At 67.9% G+C, this 15,449-nt stretch carries 14 protein-coding genes; 5 read left to right on the top strand and 9 right to left on the bottom strand.

Annotation, left to right across the window (positions count from 1 at the left end):
• Positions 1–18 precede the first annotated feature (18 nt).
• On the bottom strand, positions 19–1,632 hold the full coding sequence (locus WKR98_RS25420; RefSeq protein ID WP_341435004.1) for a gamma-glutamyltransferase family protein: 1,614 nt from the start codon (positions 1,630–1,632) through the stop codon (positions 19–21).
• A 247-nt stretch (positions 1,633–1,879) separates the two neighbouring features.
• Here WKR98_RS25420 and gshA point away from each other — a divergent pair, with 247 nt between their 5' ends.
• Positions 1,880–3,493 (top strand): glutamate--cysteine ligase, encoded by a 1,614-nt coding sequence (gshA, locus tag WKR98_RS25415; RefSeq protein WP_202865606.1) that lies wholly within the window; start codon positions 1,880–1,882, stop codon positions 3,491–3,493.
• 64 nt (positions 3,494–3,557) lie between these two features.
• The gene (locus tag WKR98_RS25410; RefSeq protein ID WP_124688826.1) at positions 3,558–5,222 is read left to right on the top strand and encodes a Na+/H+ antiporter; all 1,665 of its coding nucleotides are present in this window, start codon (positions 3,558–3,560) and stop codon (positions 5,220–5,222) included.
• A gap of 13 nt (positions 5,223–5,235) precedes the next feature.
• On the opposite strand, the gene cls is transcribed toward WKR98_RS25410, so the two are convergent.
• The 4 genes from cls to WKR98_RS25390 form a co-directional block, all read right to left on the bottom strand.
• Positions 5,236–6,675 (bottom strand): cardiolipin synthase, encoded by a 1,440-nt coding sequence (gene cls / locus WKR98_RS25405; protein ID WP_341435003.1) that lies wholly within the window; start codon positions 6,673–6,675, stop codon positions 5,236–5,238.
• Between the two features lie 10 nt (positions 6,676–6,685).
• A complete protein-coding gene (locus tag WKR98_RS25400) occupies positions 6,686–7,273 on the bottom strand; it encodes a GTP cyclohydrolase II (RefSeq protein WP_202865630.1) in 588 nt (195 codons plus the stop codon).
• Between the two features lie 130 nt (positions 7,274–7,403).
• Complete coding sequence (locus WKR98_RS25395; RefSeq protein WP_341435002.1) at positions 7,404–8,216, bottom strand: undecaprenyl-diphosphate phosphatase; 813 nt, start codon at positions 8,214–8,216, stop codon at positions 7,404–7,406.
• Between the two features lie 145 nt (positions 8,217–8,361).
• Complete coding sequence (locus tag WKR98_RS25390) at positions 8,362–9,177, bottom strand: inositol monophosphatase family protein (protein ID WP_124688830.1); 816 nt, start codon at positions 9,175–9,177, stop codon at positions 8,362–8,364.
• A gap of 54 nt (positions 9,178–9,231) precedes the next feature.
• Between WKR98_RS25390 and WKR98_RS25385 the strand changes: the two genes are divergently transcribed.
• Together WKR98_RS25385 and WKR98_RS25380 are read left to right on the top strand one after the other, a co-directional pair.
• Positions 9,232–10,002 carry an RNA methyltransferase gene (locus WKR98_RS25385; protein WP_124688831.1) on the top strand — a complete coding sequence of 257 codons (771 nt, stop codon included), beginning with the start codon at positions 9,232–9,234 and terminating at the stop codon, positions 10,000–10,002.
• Entirely contained in the window at positions 9,989–11,137 is a 1,149-nt protein-coding gene (locus tag WKR98_RS25380) for a PrpF domain-containing protein (RefSeq protein ID WP_124688832.1), read from the top strand. The genes WKR98_RS25385 and WKR98_RS25380 overlap by 14 nt, the downstream gene beginning before the upstream one ends.
• A gap of 29 nt (positions 11,138–11,166) precedes the next feature.
• On the opposite strand, the gene WKR98_RS25375 is transcribed toward WKR98_RS25380, so the two are convergent.
• The 4 genes from WKR98_RS25375 to WKR98_RS25360 form a co-directional block, all read right to left on the bottom strand.
• Positions 11,167–11,931 carry a UDP-2,3-diacylglucosamine diphosphatase gene (locus tag WKR98_RS25375; protein ID WP_255465729.1) on the bottom strand — a complete coding sequence of 255 codons (765 nt, stop codon included), beginning with the start codon at positions 11,929–11,931 and terminating at the stop codon, positions 11,167–11,169.
• Between the two features lie 124 nt (positions 11,932–12,055).
• Entirely contained in the window at positions 12,056–12,559 is a 504-nt protein-coding gene (locus tag WKR98_RS25370; RefSeq protein ID WP_124688833.1) for a peptidylprolyl isomerase, read from the bottom strand.
• Positions 12,556–13,122 carry a peptidylprolyl isomerase gene (locus tag WKR98_RS25365; protein ID WP_341435001.1) on the bottom strand — a complete coding sequence of 189 codons (567 nt, stop codon included), beginning with the start codon at positions 13,120–13,122 and terminating at the stop codon, positions 12,556–12,558. Before WKR98_RS25365 ends, WKR98_RS25370 begins: the two co-directional genes overlap by 4 nt.
• Positions 13,119–13,853, bottom strand: a complete 735-nt coding sequence (locus tag WKR98_RS25360; protein WP_161567756.1) for a tetratricopeptide repeat protein — start codon at positions 13,851–13,853, stop codon at positions 13,119–13,121. The genes WKR98_RS25365 and WKR98_RS25360 overlap by 4 nt, the downstream gene beginning before the upstream one ends.
• A gap of 195 nt (positions 13,854–14,048) precedes the next feature.
• Between WKR98_RS25360 and cysS the strand changes: the two genes are divergently transcribed.
• Complete coding sequence (gene cysS / locus WKR98_RS25355; RefSeq protein WP_341435000.1) at positions 14,049–15,431, top strand: cysteine--tRNA ligase; 1,383 nt, start codon at positions 14,049–14,051, stop codon at positions 15,429–15,431.
• The last annotated feature ends 18 nt before the right edge of the window (positions 15,432–15,449 follow it).

The following is a 15,449-nucleotide window of genomic DNA, read 5'->3' as shown; positions in this document are numbered from 1 at the left end:
TCGCCTTCACCTCTACCTCTACCATGACGCCACCGAGCCATCGCTGCGCGGGTCGGCGCCGCCCTCCAGCGTGCCGTCGGCATGCCGCAGGATCGCACCGGCATGGCCCATGGTCTCGTCGTAGGAACGCAGCATCTCGACCTCGTGCCCACGCGCCCGCAGGGCCTCGGCCGTGGCCGTGTCGAAGCGCGATTCCAGCTTCAGGGTGTCCGACGACTGGCCCCAGGTACGGCCGAGCAGCCAGCGGGGCGCGTCCACCGCGGCCTGGGGATTCATGCCGAAGTGCACGACGCGGGTGAAGACGGCGCTTTGCGACTGCGGCTGGCCGTCGCCGCCCATGTTGCCGTAGACCAGCGTGCGGCCGTCGGCCAGGTGGGCCATGGCGGGATTCAGCGTGTGGAAGGGCTTGCGGCCGGGCATGAGCGGATTGCGCGAACGCGGGTCGAGCGAGAAGCTGCATCCGCGGTTCTGCCAGTTGATGCCGGATCCGGACAGCACGACGCCGCTGCCGAACTCGTGATAAATGCTCTGGATGAAGCTGACCGCGACACCCTCGGCATCGACCGCGCCCATCCATATCGTGTCGGCCGGCCCCTTGCCCTGGCCCCAGGGGGCGGCCTGTTGCGTGGAGATCCGGGCGGCCATGGCGTCCAGCTCCCGGGGGGCCAGCAGCGACTGCGGATCGACGTCCATGTGCGCCGGGTCGGTGATGTGGGCGTCGCGCACGCCGAAGGCCAGCTTGGTCGCCTCGACGCAAAGATGGACGTAGTCGGCGCCGGCGGGGTCCAGGTCCCGGGGCAGGCGGCGGTCCAACAGCCCCAGGATCAACAGCGACACCAGGCCCTGGGTGGGCGGCGGCACGTTGTAGACCTTGCCGAGGCTGTGTTCCAGCACCAGCGCCGTCTTCCAGACGGGCTGGTGCGCGGCCAGGTCGGCCGCGGCCAGCGGGCTGCCGACGTTGGCCAGGTCGCGGGCGATGGTCTCGGCCAGCGCGCCCCGGTAGAAATCGTCCAGGCCGCTGCGCGCCAGGTGTTCCAGGGTATCGGCCAGCCGGGGTTGGCGGAACGGCGAACCCGTGGCCGGCGCCTGCCCGCCGGGAAGAAAGGTGTCGGCGAATCCGGGAATGGACGACAGCTCCTCGCGCTTGGCCTGGGTGCAGGCGGCCTGGCTGGCGGTGACCGGCATGCCGCGGCGGGCATAGTCGATGGCATCGGCCAGCAGGCGCGACAGCGGCAGGCGGCCGCCGAGTTCGCGGCGCGACCATTCATGGGCGGCATTCCAGCCCGACACCGTGCCGGCCACGGTATTGGCCGCCAGGCCGCCGCGGAACGGGATCGTGTCCAGGCCGCGGTCGCGGTACGAGGCGATGTCCGCGGCGGCGGCTGCCGCGCCGCAGGCTTCCAGCGCCAGCGGCGGCTGGCCCGGGCGGCTGATCAGCCAGAATCCGTCCCCGCCCATGCTGTTCATGTGCGGATATACCACCGCGATGGTGGCGGCCGCCGCGATCATCGCTTCGACGGCATTGCCGCCTTCGCGCATGACGGCCAGCGCGCTTTGCGAGGCCAGTGCGTGCGGAGCGACGGCAATGGCGCGGCTGCCGCGTACGGGATTGGGGCTGAACGAGAGCGACATCGACGCATTCCCTGAACTGTGGAAAGCGTGATTGTGGCCCAGACCGGGCGTGCGCGGAGCATTTTCCCGGGGCGCGCAGGGCAGGGGGGCCGGCCGGAGTATGCTTGGCCGGGACGAGTCCCGAAAAGAACGCAAGCCTGTAAGGGAATTCCAGGGGCACCCGGCCCCACACCTATAATGTGCCGCCCTGCCGCGTAGGCGCGCGGGCGGCAATTGGGATATAAACACGCCCATGCCGGCCGCGGCCATGCGAGGCCGTACGAATTCAAGGACATCCGTGAGTGATCTGCTAGACCGCCGCCTGGCGTTGCTGGACCAGCCCGCGCATCGCGCCGTGCTGGCCCGCAGGCTTCATGGCATAGAACGAGAAAGCCTGCGCGTCGACCCCCGGGGACACCTGGCGATGACCCCGCATCCGGCCGCCCTGGGCGCCGCGCTGACGCACCCCAGCATTACCACGGACTATTCGGAAGCCCTGATCGAGCTGATCACGGGCACCCATGCCAGCCACGAGTCGCTGCTGGGCGAACTGCGCGACATCCACCGTTTCGTCTATGGCGAGCTGGACGGCGAACTGCTGTGGAGCCAGTCCATGCCGTGCGGACTGCCGCCCGAGAAGGACATTCCCATCGCGTGGTTCGGGACGTCCAACATCGGCATGCTCAAGCACGTGTACCGGCGCGGCCTGGCCTATCGCTACGGCAAGGCCATGCAGTGCATCGCCGGCATCCACTTCAATTTCTCGTTCTCCGAGGAACTCTGGCCGCTGCTGGCCGACGCCGGCGAACCCGCCGGCATCTCGGACAAGGACCGCCAGTCGGCCCGCTACGTCGGGCTGATACGCAACTTCAACCGCTACAGCTGGTTGCTGATGTACCTGTTCGGCGCCTCGCCCGCGCTGGCGGTCGATTTCCTGCAGGGCCGGCCGCACCGGCTCGAGCAACTGGACGCGCAGACGCTGTACCTGCCCCACGCCACCAGCCTGCGCATGAGCGACCTGGGCTACCAGAACAAGGCCCAGGCCGGCCTGAAGCCCTGCTACAACGACCTGTCGACCTATGTCGCGCGCCTGTACGAAGCGGTCAGCACGCCCTGGCCCGAGTACGAGAAGATCGGCACGGTGCGCGACGGCGAATGGGTGCAGCTGAACACCAACATCCTGCAGATCGAGAACGAATACTACTCGAGCATCCGGCCCAAGCGCGTCGCCCGCAGCGGCGAGCGGCCCCTGCGCGCGCTGGCCGAACGCGGCGTGCAGTACGTCGAGGTGCGCTGCATGGACATCGATCCGTTCCTGCCCGTGGGCATGGACGAAACCACCAGCCGCTTCCTGGATGCCTTCCTGCTGTATTGCACGCTGCAGGAAAGCCCGCTGTTCGGCGACGGCGGACATTGCCGGCTCAGCGCCAACAATTTCCTGACCGTGGTCAAGCAGGGCCGCCAGCCCGGCCTGACCCTGAACCGCGACGGCAAGGAAATCGGCCTGCGCGCATGGGCCGACGAACTGCTCGATCGCATCGCGGCCTGTGCCGACCTGCTCGATCGGGTCCATGGCGAAACCGGCTATGCCGCCTCGGTGGCGGCGCAGCGCGCCAAGGTCGAGGCGCCCGAACAAACGCCGTCGGCCCGCGTGCTCGAGGCCCTGCGTGCCAGCGGGATGACGTTCCAGGCCTTCATGCTGGAAACCAGCCGCCAGCATGCGGAGCACTTCCGCGCCCAGCCCTGCACCGGCGAGCAACTGGCCGGTTTCCGCGCGCTGGCCGACCGCTCCCTGGCCGAGCAGCGCGAACTGGAACGCGTGCAGACCGGCGACTTCGGCGAATTCGTGGCGGCCTACCAGGCCGGCCTGCTGGGCAAGTAGGCCGGGGCCGGCCCGGTTTGGTGGTAGGCTTGACGACGGTTTTTCCTCGCCAGGCCGCGTTTCCATGCAAATCGTCTTCACCGTACTGATGCTGCTGCTGGCAGTGGCGATGTCGGGGGTGGTGTCCAGGCTTTCTCCGATACGGTTGCCGCTGCCCCTGTTCCAGATCGCCATCGGCGCGCTGTTGGCGGCGCCGGCCTTCGGTCTGAAGGTGAGGTTCGATCCCGAGCTGTTCCTGCTGCTGTTCATCCCGCCGCTGCTGTTCGTCGATGGCTGGCGCATTCCCAAGCGCCAGCTGTATCAGTTGCGGGGCCCCATTCTCGCCCTGGCGCTGGGCCTGGTGATCTTCACCGTGGTCGGCGTGGGCTACTTCATCCACTGGCTGATACCCGCGATCTCGCTACCCGTGGCCTTCGCGCTGGGCGCGGTGTTGTCCCCCACCGACGCGGTGGCGGTGTCGGCCATCGTCGGCAAGAACCGGCTTCCCACCAAGCTGCAGCACGTGCTGGAAGGCGAAAGCCTGATGAACGATGCCTCGGGCCTGGTGGCCTTCAAGTTCGCGATCGCGGCGATCCTGACCGGCTCGTTTTCGCTGTGGCAGGCCAGCCTGAGTTTTCTCGTCATCGCCCTGGGCGGCCTGGCCGTGGGCGGCGCCCTGGCATGGCTGCTGAGCCTGGGCCGCAGGATGGTGGCGCGCTGGACCGACGACGAGCCTGCCATCCAGGTCGTGCTGCTGATGTTGACGCCGTTCGCGGCCTACCTGGTGGCCGAGCATTTCGGCGTGTCCGGCATCCTGTCCGCCGTCGCGGCGGGCATCGCCATGACCTATACCGAATCCGGGCAGGGGTCGTCGGCCATGCGGCTGCAAAGCAACAGCGTCTGGTCCATGCTGGAATTCGTGTTCAACGGCATGACCTTCATCCTGTTGGGGCTGCAACTGCCCAGCGTCATCGGGCTGGCGCACGCCGACGCGAGAGAGGCGGGCAACGTGCCGGTCTGGCACCTGTTCGCCTATGTGGTGGCGATCACGGTGGCGCTGATCGCGCTGCGTTTCCTGTGGGTGTGGGTCACCTACCATCTGAAGAGCTTCCGCATGCTGTTGCAGGGCTCGCCGGTGCGCCGGGTCAACGCCTGGGTGATCCTGACGACCTCGCTGTCCGGGGTGCGCGGCTCGATCACGATGGCGGGCGTGCTGACGGTGCCGCTGGAAATCTCCGCCGGCGTGCCGTTTCCCGGCCGCGACCTGCTGATCTTCCTGGCGACGGGCGTGATCCTGTGCTCGCTGCTGCTGGGCAGCTCCTTGCTGCCGCTGGTGCTGCCCAGGGTTCCGACCCCGGTCGAGACCATGAAGGAAAAGGAAGAGCGCGAAGCGCGGCTGCACCTGGCGCAGGCCGCGCAAACCGGCCTGGAGCAGGCACAGGTCCGCATGGACAGGGAACTGACCGACGACGACGCGAAGGCCATGCTGGCCGACATCGCTGCCATGCTGGCCCAGATCTACCGCAACCGCATCGATGCCGAGAGCGACACGGCCGAGATCGCGCTGCGGGCCAACCAGCATCGCAATTTCGAACGCGACCTGCGCATGGCCGCGATCTACGCCCAGCGCACCGAGCTGTACCGGCTGCGCGATGCGCGCCTGATCGACGACGACGTGTTCGCCGTGCTGCTGCGCGACGTGGACATGGCCGAGAACTGGCTGTCCGGGACGCTGGTCAGCAAGCACTGAGCGGCGGCAGGCCCTACAGCATCGGCGAAAACAGCCGCGCCGACGCGTCGAACAGGCGGCGGACGAAGGACGATGGCCTGTCCTTGGGGACACGGGCCGCGTGGCGCAGGTCGAGTTCGAACTGCCGGCCCAGCTGGCGGGCCATGTCCTCGCCGTAGACCAGGGCGGTGACCTCGAAATTGAGTTCGAAGCTGCGGTTGTCGAAGTTGGCCGTGCCGATGAACGAATAGGTATCGTCCACCACCAGGGTCTTGGAATGCAGCATCCGGTCCCGGTATTCCCAGACCTTGACGCCTGCTTCCAGCAATTCGTCGAAATACGAACGCGAGGCCGCGGTCACCACCAGCGAGTCGCTGCGCCGGGGGACCAGCAGGCGCACGTCCAGGCCCTTGTGCGCGGCGTTCGTCAGGCTTAGCAGCGCCGCTTCACTGGGAACGAAGTAGGCCGTGGTCAGCCACACGCGTTCGGTTGCCGCGTTGATGGCGGCGACCAGCGCGCGGTGGATGGATTGGCGGGGGTCCATGGGGCCGGACGTCAGGATCTGCAACTGATGCGGTCCTCCCGGCACCTCGGGCAGCAGCGCGTCAAGCTCACAGTCGTCGGCGCGCTGGCCGGTGGTGTAGGCCCAGTCCTCCAGGAATACCATCTGCAGCCAGCGCACGGCTCCGCCTTCCACACGCAGGTGCACGTCATGATAGGCGTCCGGGCGCACGCGTTCGTCCTCGTCGTCCGTCACGTTCAGTCCGCCGGTGAAGCCGACCTTGCCGTCGCAGATCAGGATCTTGCGGTGATTGCGATAGTTGGTGACGGGCCGCCAGCGGCGGCCGATGCGGACGTCGTGGAAAAAACCGACCTGGGCGCCGGCCTCGCGCAGCGGCGCCAGGAAGCGCCGTCCCAGGCGCTCGGAGCCGAGCGCGTCGACCAGCAGGCGCACCGTCACGCCCTGGCGCGCCTTCTCGATCAGCAGGTCGCGGATCGCGGTGCCGATGCGGTCGGGCTTGAAGATGTAGAACTCGAGGTGGACATGGTGGCGCGCTTCGGTGATGGCCTTCATGAAGGCGCCGTAGGTCTGTCCGCCTCCCACCAGCAGTTGCACGTCGGTGGCCGAGGACAAGGGGATGTCGCTGGTGGAGCGGGCCAGCGCCGCCATGCGGGCCACTGGCAGCGGTGTGTCGTGGTCATGTTCGCGCAGCAGCGCGCGCTCGGTCTGGCTGGCGATCAGCAGGCGGCTGCGCAGCCTTTTCAGGCGCCGCCGCTTCAGGCGCTGCGGACCGAAGAAGTAGTAGACGGCATAGCCCACGTAGGGCAGCAGCGCCAGCACCAGTATCCACAGCACGGTGGACAGCGGTGGCCGTTTCTGCAGCACGATCCACACCGTGACGCTGGCGATGTACAGGGCCCAACCCACGGACCATGCATTGATCAGGTGATGGTGCAGGTCGGCTTGGGCCATGGCGCGAGGGCTACAGGGGGATGGTGTGCTGTTTGTGGCGCACCTTGGCTTCCAGGTAGCGGCGGTTGTTCGGGTTCAGGTAGACCCCGGTGGGAATGATGCTCTCGATGTCGATGCCGTGTTCTTCGAGCTGGCTGGCCTTGTCGGGATTGTTGGTCAGCAGCCGGATGCGCGCCACGCCAAGCGCCTGGAGCATCTGCGCCGCGGGCTCGAAGCTGCGCGCGTCCTCGGGCAGGTTCAGGTGCCGGTTGGCCTCGAACGTGTCCAGGCCCTTCTTCTGCAGGGCGTAGGCCGACAGCTTGGCATACAGCCCGATGCCGCGCCCCTCCTGCCGCAGGTACAGCAGGATCCCGCCCTCGCGCGAGAAGCACGACAGCGCCTCGTGCAACTGCGGGCCGCAATCGCACAGCTGCGATCCGAACACGTCGCCCGTCAGGCATTCGGAATGCACGCGCACCAGCGGCGGCATGCCGCCCGGCTTGAGCTGCGGGAACACGATGGCCACGTGTTCCTCCGTGATCCCGTTGAAAGTGATGAATTCCGGCGGAATCCCCCCCTCTTCAAGGGGAACGACAACCCGGTTCTTGATGGTCACCATACCGTTACTGTATTCCATGACATGCGCCTTGCCCCGAGACATCGTCCGAGGACCCAGGATGCGGTGGATCCGGCTTTGCCGGTCCACCCGCATCGCCCCCTGGGGGGCGCGCGTAAGCGCGTAGGGGGGATCAGATGCTCATCCAGAGGATGATGATCGCTCCAAGGGCAATACGATACCAGCCGAACACGCGGTACGAATGATTGGCGACGAAGCGCATCAACGCCCGCACCACCACCAGCGCGGCCGCGAAGGCCGCCAGGAAGCCGATGCCGATGGCGGTGACGTCGTTGCTGGTCAGCGATTCGTGGTTCTTCCAGGCGTCGTAGACCGAGGCGGCCAGCATCGTGGGCATGGCCAGGAAGAACGAGAACTCGGTGGCGGTGGTGCGCTTGAGGCCGGCGGCCATGCCGCCGATGATGGTGGCGCCCGAGCGCGAAGTGCCGGGGATCATGGCCAGGCATTGGGCCAGGCCCACCATCAGCGCCTGGAATCCGGTGATCTCGCTGATGTTCTGGGTCTTGACCTCGCCCTGGGGCTTGCGCTCGACGAACAGGATGATGAAGCCGCCGATGATCAGGGTCGTCGCGACCACCCCGGGGGTGAACAGCACCGTCTTGATCTCTTTCAGAAAGGTCACGCCGATGATGGCGGCGGGCAGGAAGGCGATGATGATGTTGCGGGCGAACTTCAGCGAGAACTTGTCGCCGGTCAGGATGCCGGCCAGGATGTGGGCGACCTTCTCGCGGAAGATCCAGATGACCGCCAGAATGGCGCCGAACTGGATGACGACTTCGAATACCTTGGCATCCCCGGAGAAGAAATGGATCCAGTCTCCCACCAGGATCAGGTGGCCGGTGCTGGAGACCGGCAGGAACTCGGTCAGGCCCTCGATGATGCCGAGGAAGAAGGCTTTGATCAGGTACAGCGTGTTTTCGGTCATGAGTGTCGGCGTCCGCGGGCGGACGAGATGGATGGGCGCGGGTGGCGGCTGGGGAGCCGGGAACGGTCGGGGCCGGTCCGGCGGGGCCCCCGCGAGGCCGGTGCCATTGTAGAACCGGCGGCGGGATGGCCAGGCGGGAGGTGTTTCAGCCCCTTGCTTCCTTGAGCGGTTCCAGCAGGGACAGGAGCTGGGGGAAGACCTTGGGCGTGGCGGCGGCGACCTCGCCGCTCTGCATCCAGCCCTGTTCGCCGTCGAAATCGCCGATCAGGCCGCCCGCTTCGAGGATCAGCAGGCTGCCCGCGGCCAGGTCCCAGGGCTTCAGGCCACAGCCGTAGTAGCCGTCGAGCCGGCCGGCGGCGACGTTGGCCAGGTCCAGCACCGACGACCCCTGGCGGCGCACGCCCGAGGTGGTGGCCGAGATCTGGCCGAAGGTCTTGGTCCACAGGGCCAGCCGCTTGCCGCTGGGGTCCGGGGCGAAGCTCGTGCCGATCAGGGTCTCGGGCATGCGCGTGCGGCGCGAGACGCGGATGCGCCGGTCGTTCAGGAAGGCCCCGGCGCCGCGGGTGGCGGTGAACAGCTCGTTGCGCGACGGATCGAAGATGCAGGCCTGGGTGACCTGGCCGCGCTGCATCAGCGCGATCGAGACCGCGTAGACCGGCATGCCATGGATGAAGTTGGTCGTGCCGTCCAGCGGATCGATGATCCAGAGGTTTTCCTGCTGGCCGTTGGCATCGGCGGCGCCCAGGGCTTCGCCGGACTCTTCGGCTAGAATTCCGTGGTCGGGGTAGGCCGTCTTCAAAATCTCAACAATGGCCGCTTCCGCAGCTTTGTCGACTTCGGTGACGAAATCGCCCGGTCCCTTCTGAGACACCTTGACCAGATCCAGGTCCAGGCTGGCGCGATTGATGATGGCGCCGGCGCGCCTGGCCGCCTTGACGGCGGTGTTGAGCATGGGATGCATAAGAGAGCCGATAAGGGCTGGGAATTGGTGAAACCCCTCTAGTTTAAAGGACACATGCTTTCCCGAGTCAGTTTCGTCATGGTCGAACCCAGCCACCCCGGAAATGTGGGGTCCGCGGCACGGGCGATCAAGACCATGGGGTTCGCCCGCCTGGTGCTGGTCAACCCGAGAATTCCCGATACGCCGGCCCATCCGGACGCGATCGCGCTGGCCAGCGGCGCCATCGACGTGCTGGCGGCCGCGCGCGTCTGCGGCACCCTGGAGGAGGCCCTGGCCCCCGTGACCATGGCGTTCGCGATGACCGCCCGCCACCGCGACCTCGGTCCGCCGGCCTGCGACATGCGCCAGGCCGCCGAGCTGGTGCGCGAGCACCTGGCCGGCAGCCCGGACGGGCAGGGCGAGGTCCAGGCGGCAGTCGTCCTGGGCACCGAGCGCTCGGGCCTGACCAACGAGCAGGTCGGCATGTGCCACCGGATCTGCCATATCCCGGCCAATCCCGAATATTCGTCGCTGAATGTGGCGCAGGCGCTGCAACTGGCCGCCTACGAGCTGCGCTACGCGCTGCTGGGGGCCGAGGCGCTGGCGGTGGCCGGCCCGCGTGCCGAGCCGGCCTCGGGCGAGGCGGTCGAGGCGCTGCTGGCCCACTGGGAGCAGGCGCTGATCGCGGTTGGCTACCTGGATCCCAGGCATCCCAAGAAGCTGATGCCGCGTATGCGTCACCTTTTCGCCCGCTCCGGCCTGAGCCGCGAGGAAACCGACCTGTTGCGGGGGGTATGCACCGCAATGATCGCGCAATCCCGAAAGATTTCCCATGGCAGTTCTTAAGATTCCCGCCGCCTATATGCGTGGGGGAACCAGCAAGGGCGTGTTCTTCAATGCCCGGGACCTGCCCCGCGACCCCGAGCAGCGCGACCGCGTGCTGCTGCGGGTGCTGGGCAGCCCCGATCCGTATTCCCGCCAGACCGACGGCATGGGCGGAGCCAGTCCGTCCACCAGCAAGGTCGTGGTGGTGGATGCCTCCAGCCGCGACGATTGCGACGTGGAATACCGCTGCGGGCAGGTCGCCATCGACCGTCCGGTCATCGACTGGTCCACCAACGGCGGCAGCCTGGCGGTGGCCGTGGGGCCGTATGCCATCCAGCAGGGGCTGGTGCCGGCCCGCGAGGGCACGACGGTGGTGCGCATCTGGCAGCCGCATCCCGGACGGTGGCTGGCGGCCCATGTCGAGGTCCGCGGCGGGGAAGTGCTGGAAGACGGCATTTTCACCGAGGACGGCGTGCCGTTTCCCGCCGCCGAGGTGCGGCTGGACTTCCTCGACGATGGCGCTGCCAGCCTGCTCCCCACGGGGCGGGTGCAGGACGTGCTGGACGTCGAAGGCATGGCGCCGTTGCCGGTCAGCCTGGTCCGGACCGACGAGGCGGCCATTTTCGCGCGCGCCTCGGACCTCGGACTCCATGGCCGCGAGAAGCCCGACACCTTCAATCGCGATGCCAAGACGCTGGCCCGGCTCGAGTCCGTGCGGATCGCGGGGGCGGTGGCCATGGGTCTGATGTCCCGCGCGCGCGCCGAGAAACCGGGCGCGGCGCTGCCCAGACTGGTCTGGGTGGCGCCGCCCATGTCGTACAAGAGCGCGGGAGGCGGCGATGTGTCGCGCGACAGCATCGACGTGCTGGCGCGGAGCATCGCGGAAGGGCGCATGCAGCGCGGTTTCGGGACCCGCAGCGCGATTTCGCTGGCGGTGGCGGCCGCCGTGCCCGGATCGGTGGTATCGCAGGTGGCGCGTACGCTGCCCGGCGTGGCGACCCGGATCGGCCATGCCAGCGGCGTGCAGGCAGCCTGGGCGACCGTGGTCAGCAACGGGAACGGCTGGGGACTGGAGCGGGCCACCGTGTCCCGCACGGCACGCTGCCTGATGAGCGGCTGGGTGCACGTACCCGCCGGCCCGGGCCGCCTGTTCTAAGGTCCGAGGCGCAGGCGCGCGCCCGGGTTTCAGTCGTCCAGCGCGATGTCGTGGTAGACCGGGCCGTCCTGGTCGATCGCCAGCCAGCCGCCGCGCGGATCGGCCGCATCGTCCAGGTCCCAGTCCTGCAATACCCAGCGCTCGCAGCGCCGGCCGTTCATCTCGAACACCTGCCGGCCCGGCCGGTGGGTGTGGCCGTGGATCATGCGGGTGACGTCGTGGGCGCGCAGCGCGGCTTCCACCGCCTGCTGGTTCACGTCCATGATGTCGGCCGCCTTGCGGCTCTTCTCGGCCATGCTGCGCTCGCGCATCTGGCGCGCGATGGCCTGGCGGGCCGCCAGCGGCTGGGCCAGGAACTGCGCCTGCCATTGCGGGTTGCGCACCATGGCGCGGAACTGCTGGTATTCGACATCGTCGGTGCAGAAGGCATCGCCGTGCGACAGCAGGAACTCGCCGCCGTCGGTGCGCAGCACGGCCGGCTCGGGTAGCAGGCGGGTGCCGGTGGCTTCGGCCAGGCGCTTGCCCATCAGGAAGTCGCGGTTACCCAGCCCGAGGTGGACCGGAATCCGCGCGGACGCGGCCCGCAGTCCGTCCACGACCGCTTGCAGCCACGGCGCCGGGGTGTCGATCTCGTCGTCGCCCACCCAGGCGTCGAAGATGTCGCCGGGCAGCAGCAAGGCACAGGCGCTGTCCGCCGCGGCCTGCAGGAAGGCCAGGAAGGCCTCGCGCGTGGCGGGCCCGTCGGGGCCCAGGTGCATGTCGGAGGCCAGCCAGACGGGGCCGGAGAACGTCAGGACGGAATGGGAAGCGGATGTCCCGGGAAGAGGGGAGCCGGTCACGGAAACTCTCGATGGGGCCGGGCCGGCTGCCGGCCGGTTCGGGAAGCGGGCGCTTCGCCACCGGCCCCGGCCCGTGGCGTTATTGGACGACTTCTGCCTTGGTGACGACGACGTCCTCGACGGGCACGTCCTGGTGGCCGGCGCGGCTGCCGGTCTTCACGCCTTTGATCTTCTCGACCACGTCGGTGCCTTCCACGACCTTGCCGAACACGGCATAGCCCCAGCCTTGCGGCGTGGGCGAGCTGAAGTTCAGGAAGTCATTGTTGGCGACGTTGATGAAGAATTGCGCCGAGGCCGAGTGCGGGGCGTTGGTGCGCGCCATCGCGACGGTGTAGCGGTCGTTCTTCAGGCCGTTGGCGGCTTCGTTCTCGATCGGGGCCTGGGTGGGCTTCTGCGACATGCCGGGCTCGAAACCGCCGCCCTGGATCATGAAGCCGTTGATGACACGGTGGAAGATCGTGTTGTCGTAGTGGCCGCCGTTGACGTAGGCGACGAAGTTCTCGACGGTCTTGGGGGCTTTTTCACCGTCCAGTTCCAGGCCGATCAGGCCGTGGTTGGTGTGCAGGTTGACACGGGTAGTCATTTGTTCAGGACCTCAGCTTTTTGGATCACGATGGGTTGGAGCGGGACGCCTTCGTTCTGGCCCCGCGTGGCGGTGGGTACGGCCTTGATCTTGTCGACCACTTCCTTGCCCTGTACCACCTTGCCGAACACCGCGTAGCCCCAGCCTCGGGTCGTGGGCTCGCGGTAGTTCAGGAAGTCGTTGTCGGCGACGTTGATGAAGAACTGCGCCGAGGCCGAGTGCGGGTCGGGCGTACGGGCCATGCTCACGGTATAGGCGGTGTTTTTCAAGCCATTTGAGGCTTCGTTACGTATGCCGGGGCGCGTGGGTTTTTCCTTCATGTCGGCGGTCATGCCGCCGCCCTGGATCATGAAGCCGTTGATGACGCGGTGGAAGACCGTGCCGTCGTAGTGGCCCTCGCGCACGTATTGCAGGAAGTTGGCGACGGTGCCGGGAGCCCGGGCGTCGTCCAGTTCGAGCACGATGCGGCCCATGGAGGTCTGCAGCGCGACCTGCTGCGCGGCCAGGGCGGCCGGAGAGGCCAGGACGGCCGCCAGCGCCAGGCTGGAGAAAAGCAGTTTCATCGGGGTGTCCGGGGTGGAGGTTCGGAGGATGTCGGCGCGTCCAGCAGTTTGCGGGTCTCGCTTGCCTTCTGGCCCGCGCCGGCGTCGCGCGGATTCAGCTTGGTGGCCGTGCCGTACGAGCGCGCCGCCAGCATGATATACAAATCGCCCAGGTTCTCGCGCGCGACGGCGTAGTTCGGGTCGGTGCGGATGGCCATTTCCAGGGCCACCTTGGCCTGATCCAGCCGGCCGTCGGCCACTTCCAGCGCGGCCAGGTTGTTCCAGGGCTCGGGCAGTTCGGGGAAGCGTTCGGTCATGTCGCGGTAAATCGCCTTGGCCTCGTCGCGGCGTCCCAACTGGCTGAGCGCGCGGCCCTTCAGGAAGAGCAACTGGGCATTGGTGGCGTCGGGCGATTTCTGCTTGTCGGCGGCCAGGCGGTCATCGACCTCGGCCAGGGTCTCGGCGGCCTTGCCCTCGTCCAGCTGGCGCTCCAGCCGCTGCGCCAGGGCGCGGCTGGACTCGGGCAGGCTGGTGTCGACGCCGGGCTTGAGGGCCTCGAGCAGATTGCTGAGCCACGGGATGGCCTGGTCGTCATCGGAGGAGGGCGCCAGCACCGGCGGCGTGGCCGTGGTGGTCTGGGCGGGAAGCGGGGCGGGCGCCAGCGCGGCGCCCAGCGCCAGCACGCCCGCCAGGGCGGCCGCCCGGCCCGCGCCCCGGCGCAGGCGGGGGAAAGGTACGTGGTTCGTGGTCAAACGATTCTGCCCGCAGATGAGGAGCGGCCAGGGCCGCTCCGTCCAGTTGATATAATCGCCATTCTAATAGCCCAAAGCGCAACGCGCCCTGTACCCCCTACGCTCGACCCAGGGCACAGTGGATCCGGCTCCGCCGGTCCACCAGTGCCGCCCCCTCGAGGGGGCGCGCGAAGCGCGTAGGGGGTGGTCCCCCCCATGCTCCATATCTACAATACGCTCGCTCGTGCCAAGCAACCTTTCCAGCCGGTGGACCCGGGGCGCGTGCGCATGTATGTCTGCGGCATGACGGTGTATGACTACTGCCATCTCGGCCACGCGCGGATGCTGGTCAGCTTCGACGTGGTGCAGCGCTGGCTGCGAGCCAGCGGCTACCAGGTCACCTACGTCCGCAATATTACCGACATCGACGACAAGATCATCCGCAAGGCGGTCGAGACCGGCAAGCGCATTTCCGAGGTCACCGGCTTCTTCATCGATGCCATGCACGAGGACGAGAAGGCGTTGGGCGTGCAGCCGCCGGACTTCGAGCCGCGCGCCACCGAACACGTGGGCAAGATGCTGGAGATCGTGCGCCTGCTCGAGGACAAGGGCCTGGCCTACCGGGCCGAGGACGGCGACGTGAATTACGCGGTGCGCCAGTTTCCCGGCTACGGCAAGCTTTCCGGCAAGTCGCTGGACGACCTGCGAGCCGGCGAACGGGTGCAGGTCGACACCTCCAAGCGCGATCCGCTGGACTTCGTGCTGTGGAAGTCCGCCAAGCCCACCGAACCTCCGGAGTCCCGCTGGGAATCCGAGTACGGGCCGGGGCGCCCGGGCTGGCACATCGAATGCTCGGCCATGAGCCGCGAATTGCTGGGCATGCCGCTCGACATCCACGGCGGCGGGCCCGACCTGAAGTTTCCCCATCACGAGAACGAGATCGCGCAGAGCGAGGGCGCCTATGGCGGCACGCTGGCCAACGCCTGGATGCACTGCGGTCCGCTCATGGTCGATGCCGAGAAGATGTCCAAGTCGCTGGGCAACTTTTTCACCGTGCGCGATACGCTCAAGCATTACGACGCCGAGGTGGTGCGCTTTTTCGTCGTCCGCAGCCACTACCGCAGTCCCCAGAACTATGCCGCCGACAACCTGGCCGATGCCCGGGCCGCGCTGACCCGGCTCTATACCGCGCTGGGCAATGCCGAGCCCGATGCGCGGGGCGCCGACTGGGATGACGCGTCCGGGCAGGCCTTCCGCGCCGCCATGGACGACGATTTCAATACCCCCGAAGCCATCGCCGTGCTGTTCGACCTGGCCGCCGAGGTCAACAAGACCGCTTCGCCCCGTGCCGCCGGCCAGCTCAAGGCCCTGGGCGGCCTGCTGGGCCTGCTGCAACAGGAGCCGCGCGCCTTCCTGCAGGGCACGACGGCCGACCAGGGCGGCGGCGCCGCGGACATCGAGGCCCGTATCGCCCAGCGCGCGCAGGCCAAGAAGGACAAGGATTTCGCGGCCGCCGACCGCATCCGCGCCGAACTGCTGGCCGATGGCATCGTCCTCGAGGACAAGCCGGGCGGCGTCACCGTATGGCGTCGAGCCTGAGTGCCGCGAACCGCTGAA

Source organism: Pigmentiphaga sp. YJ18, from assembly GCF_038066655.1.
GTDB lineage: Bacteria > Pseudomonadota > Gammaproteobacteria > Burkholderiales > Burkholderiaceae_B > Pigmentiphaga.
This window is presented reverse-complemented; position numbering and strand designations above follow the sequence as displayed.

Coding starts and splice junctions, on each gene's coding strand:
- WKR98_RS25420 (WP_341435004.1), bottom strand. CDS start 1,632: ATGTCGCTCTCGTTCAGCCCCAATCCCGTACGCGGCAGCCGCGCCATT.
- gshA (WP_202865606.1), top strand. CDS start 1,880: ATGCGAGGCCGTACGAATTCAAGGACATCCGTGAGTGATCTGCTAGAC.
- WKR98_RS25410 (WP_124688826.1), top strand. CDS start 3,558: ATGCAAATCGTCTTCACCGTACTGATGCTGCTGCTGGCAGTGGCGATG.
- cls (WP_341435003.1), bottom strand. CDS start 6,675: ATGGCCCAAGCCGACCTGCACCATCACCTGATCAATGCATGGTCCGTG.
- WKR98_RS25400 (WP_202865630.1), bottom strand. CDS start 7,273: ATGGTGACCATCAAGAACCGGGTTGTCGTTCCCCTTGAAGAGGGGGGG.
- WKR98_RS25395 (WP_341435002.1), bottom strand. CDS start 8,216: ATGACCGAAAACACGCTGTACCTGATCAAAGCCTTCTTCCTCGGCATC.
- WKR98_RS25390 (WP_124688830.1), bottom strand. CDS start 9,177: ATGCATCCCATGCTCAACACCGCCGTCAAGGCGGCCAGGCGCGCCGGC.
- WKR98_RS25385 (WP_124688831.1), top strand. CDS start 9,232: ATGCTTTCCCGAGTCAGTTTCGTCATGGTCGAACCCAGCCACCCCGGA.
- WKR98_RS25380 (WP_124688832.1), top strand. CDS start 9,989: ATGGCAGTTCTTAAGATTCCCGCCGCCTATATGCGTGGGGGAACCAGC.
- WKR98_RS25370 (WP_124688833.1), bottom strand. CDS start 12,559: ATGACTACCCGTGTCAACCTGCACACCAACCACGGCCTGATCGGCCTG.
- WKR98_RS25365 (WP_341435001.1), bottom strand. CDS start 13,122: ATGAAACTGCTTTTCTCCAGCCTGGCGCTGGCGGCCGTCCTGGCCTCT.
- cysS (WP_341435000.1), top strand. CDS start 14,049: ATGCTCCATATCTACAATACGCTCGCTCGTGCCAAGCAACCTTTCCAG.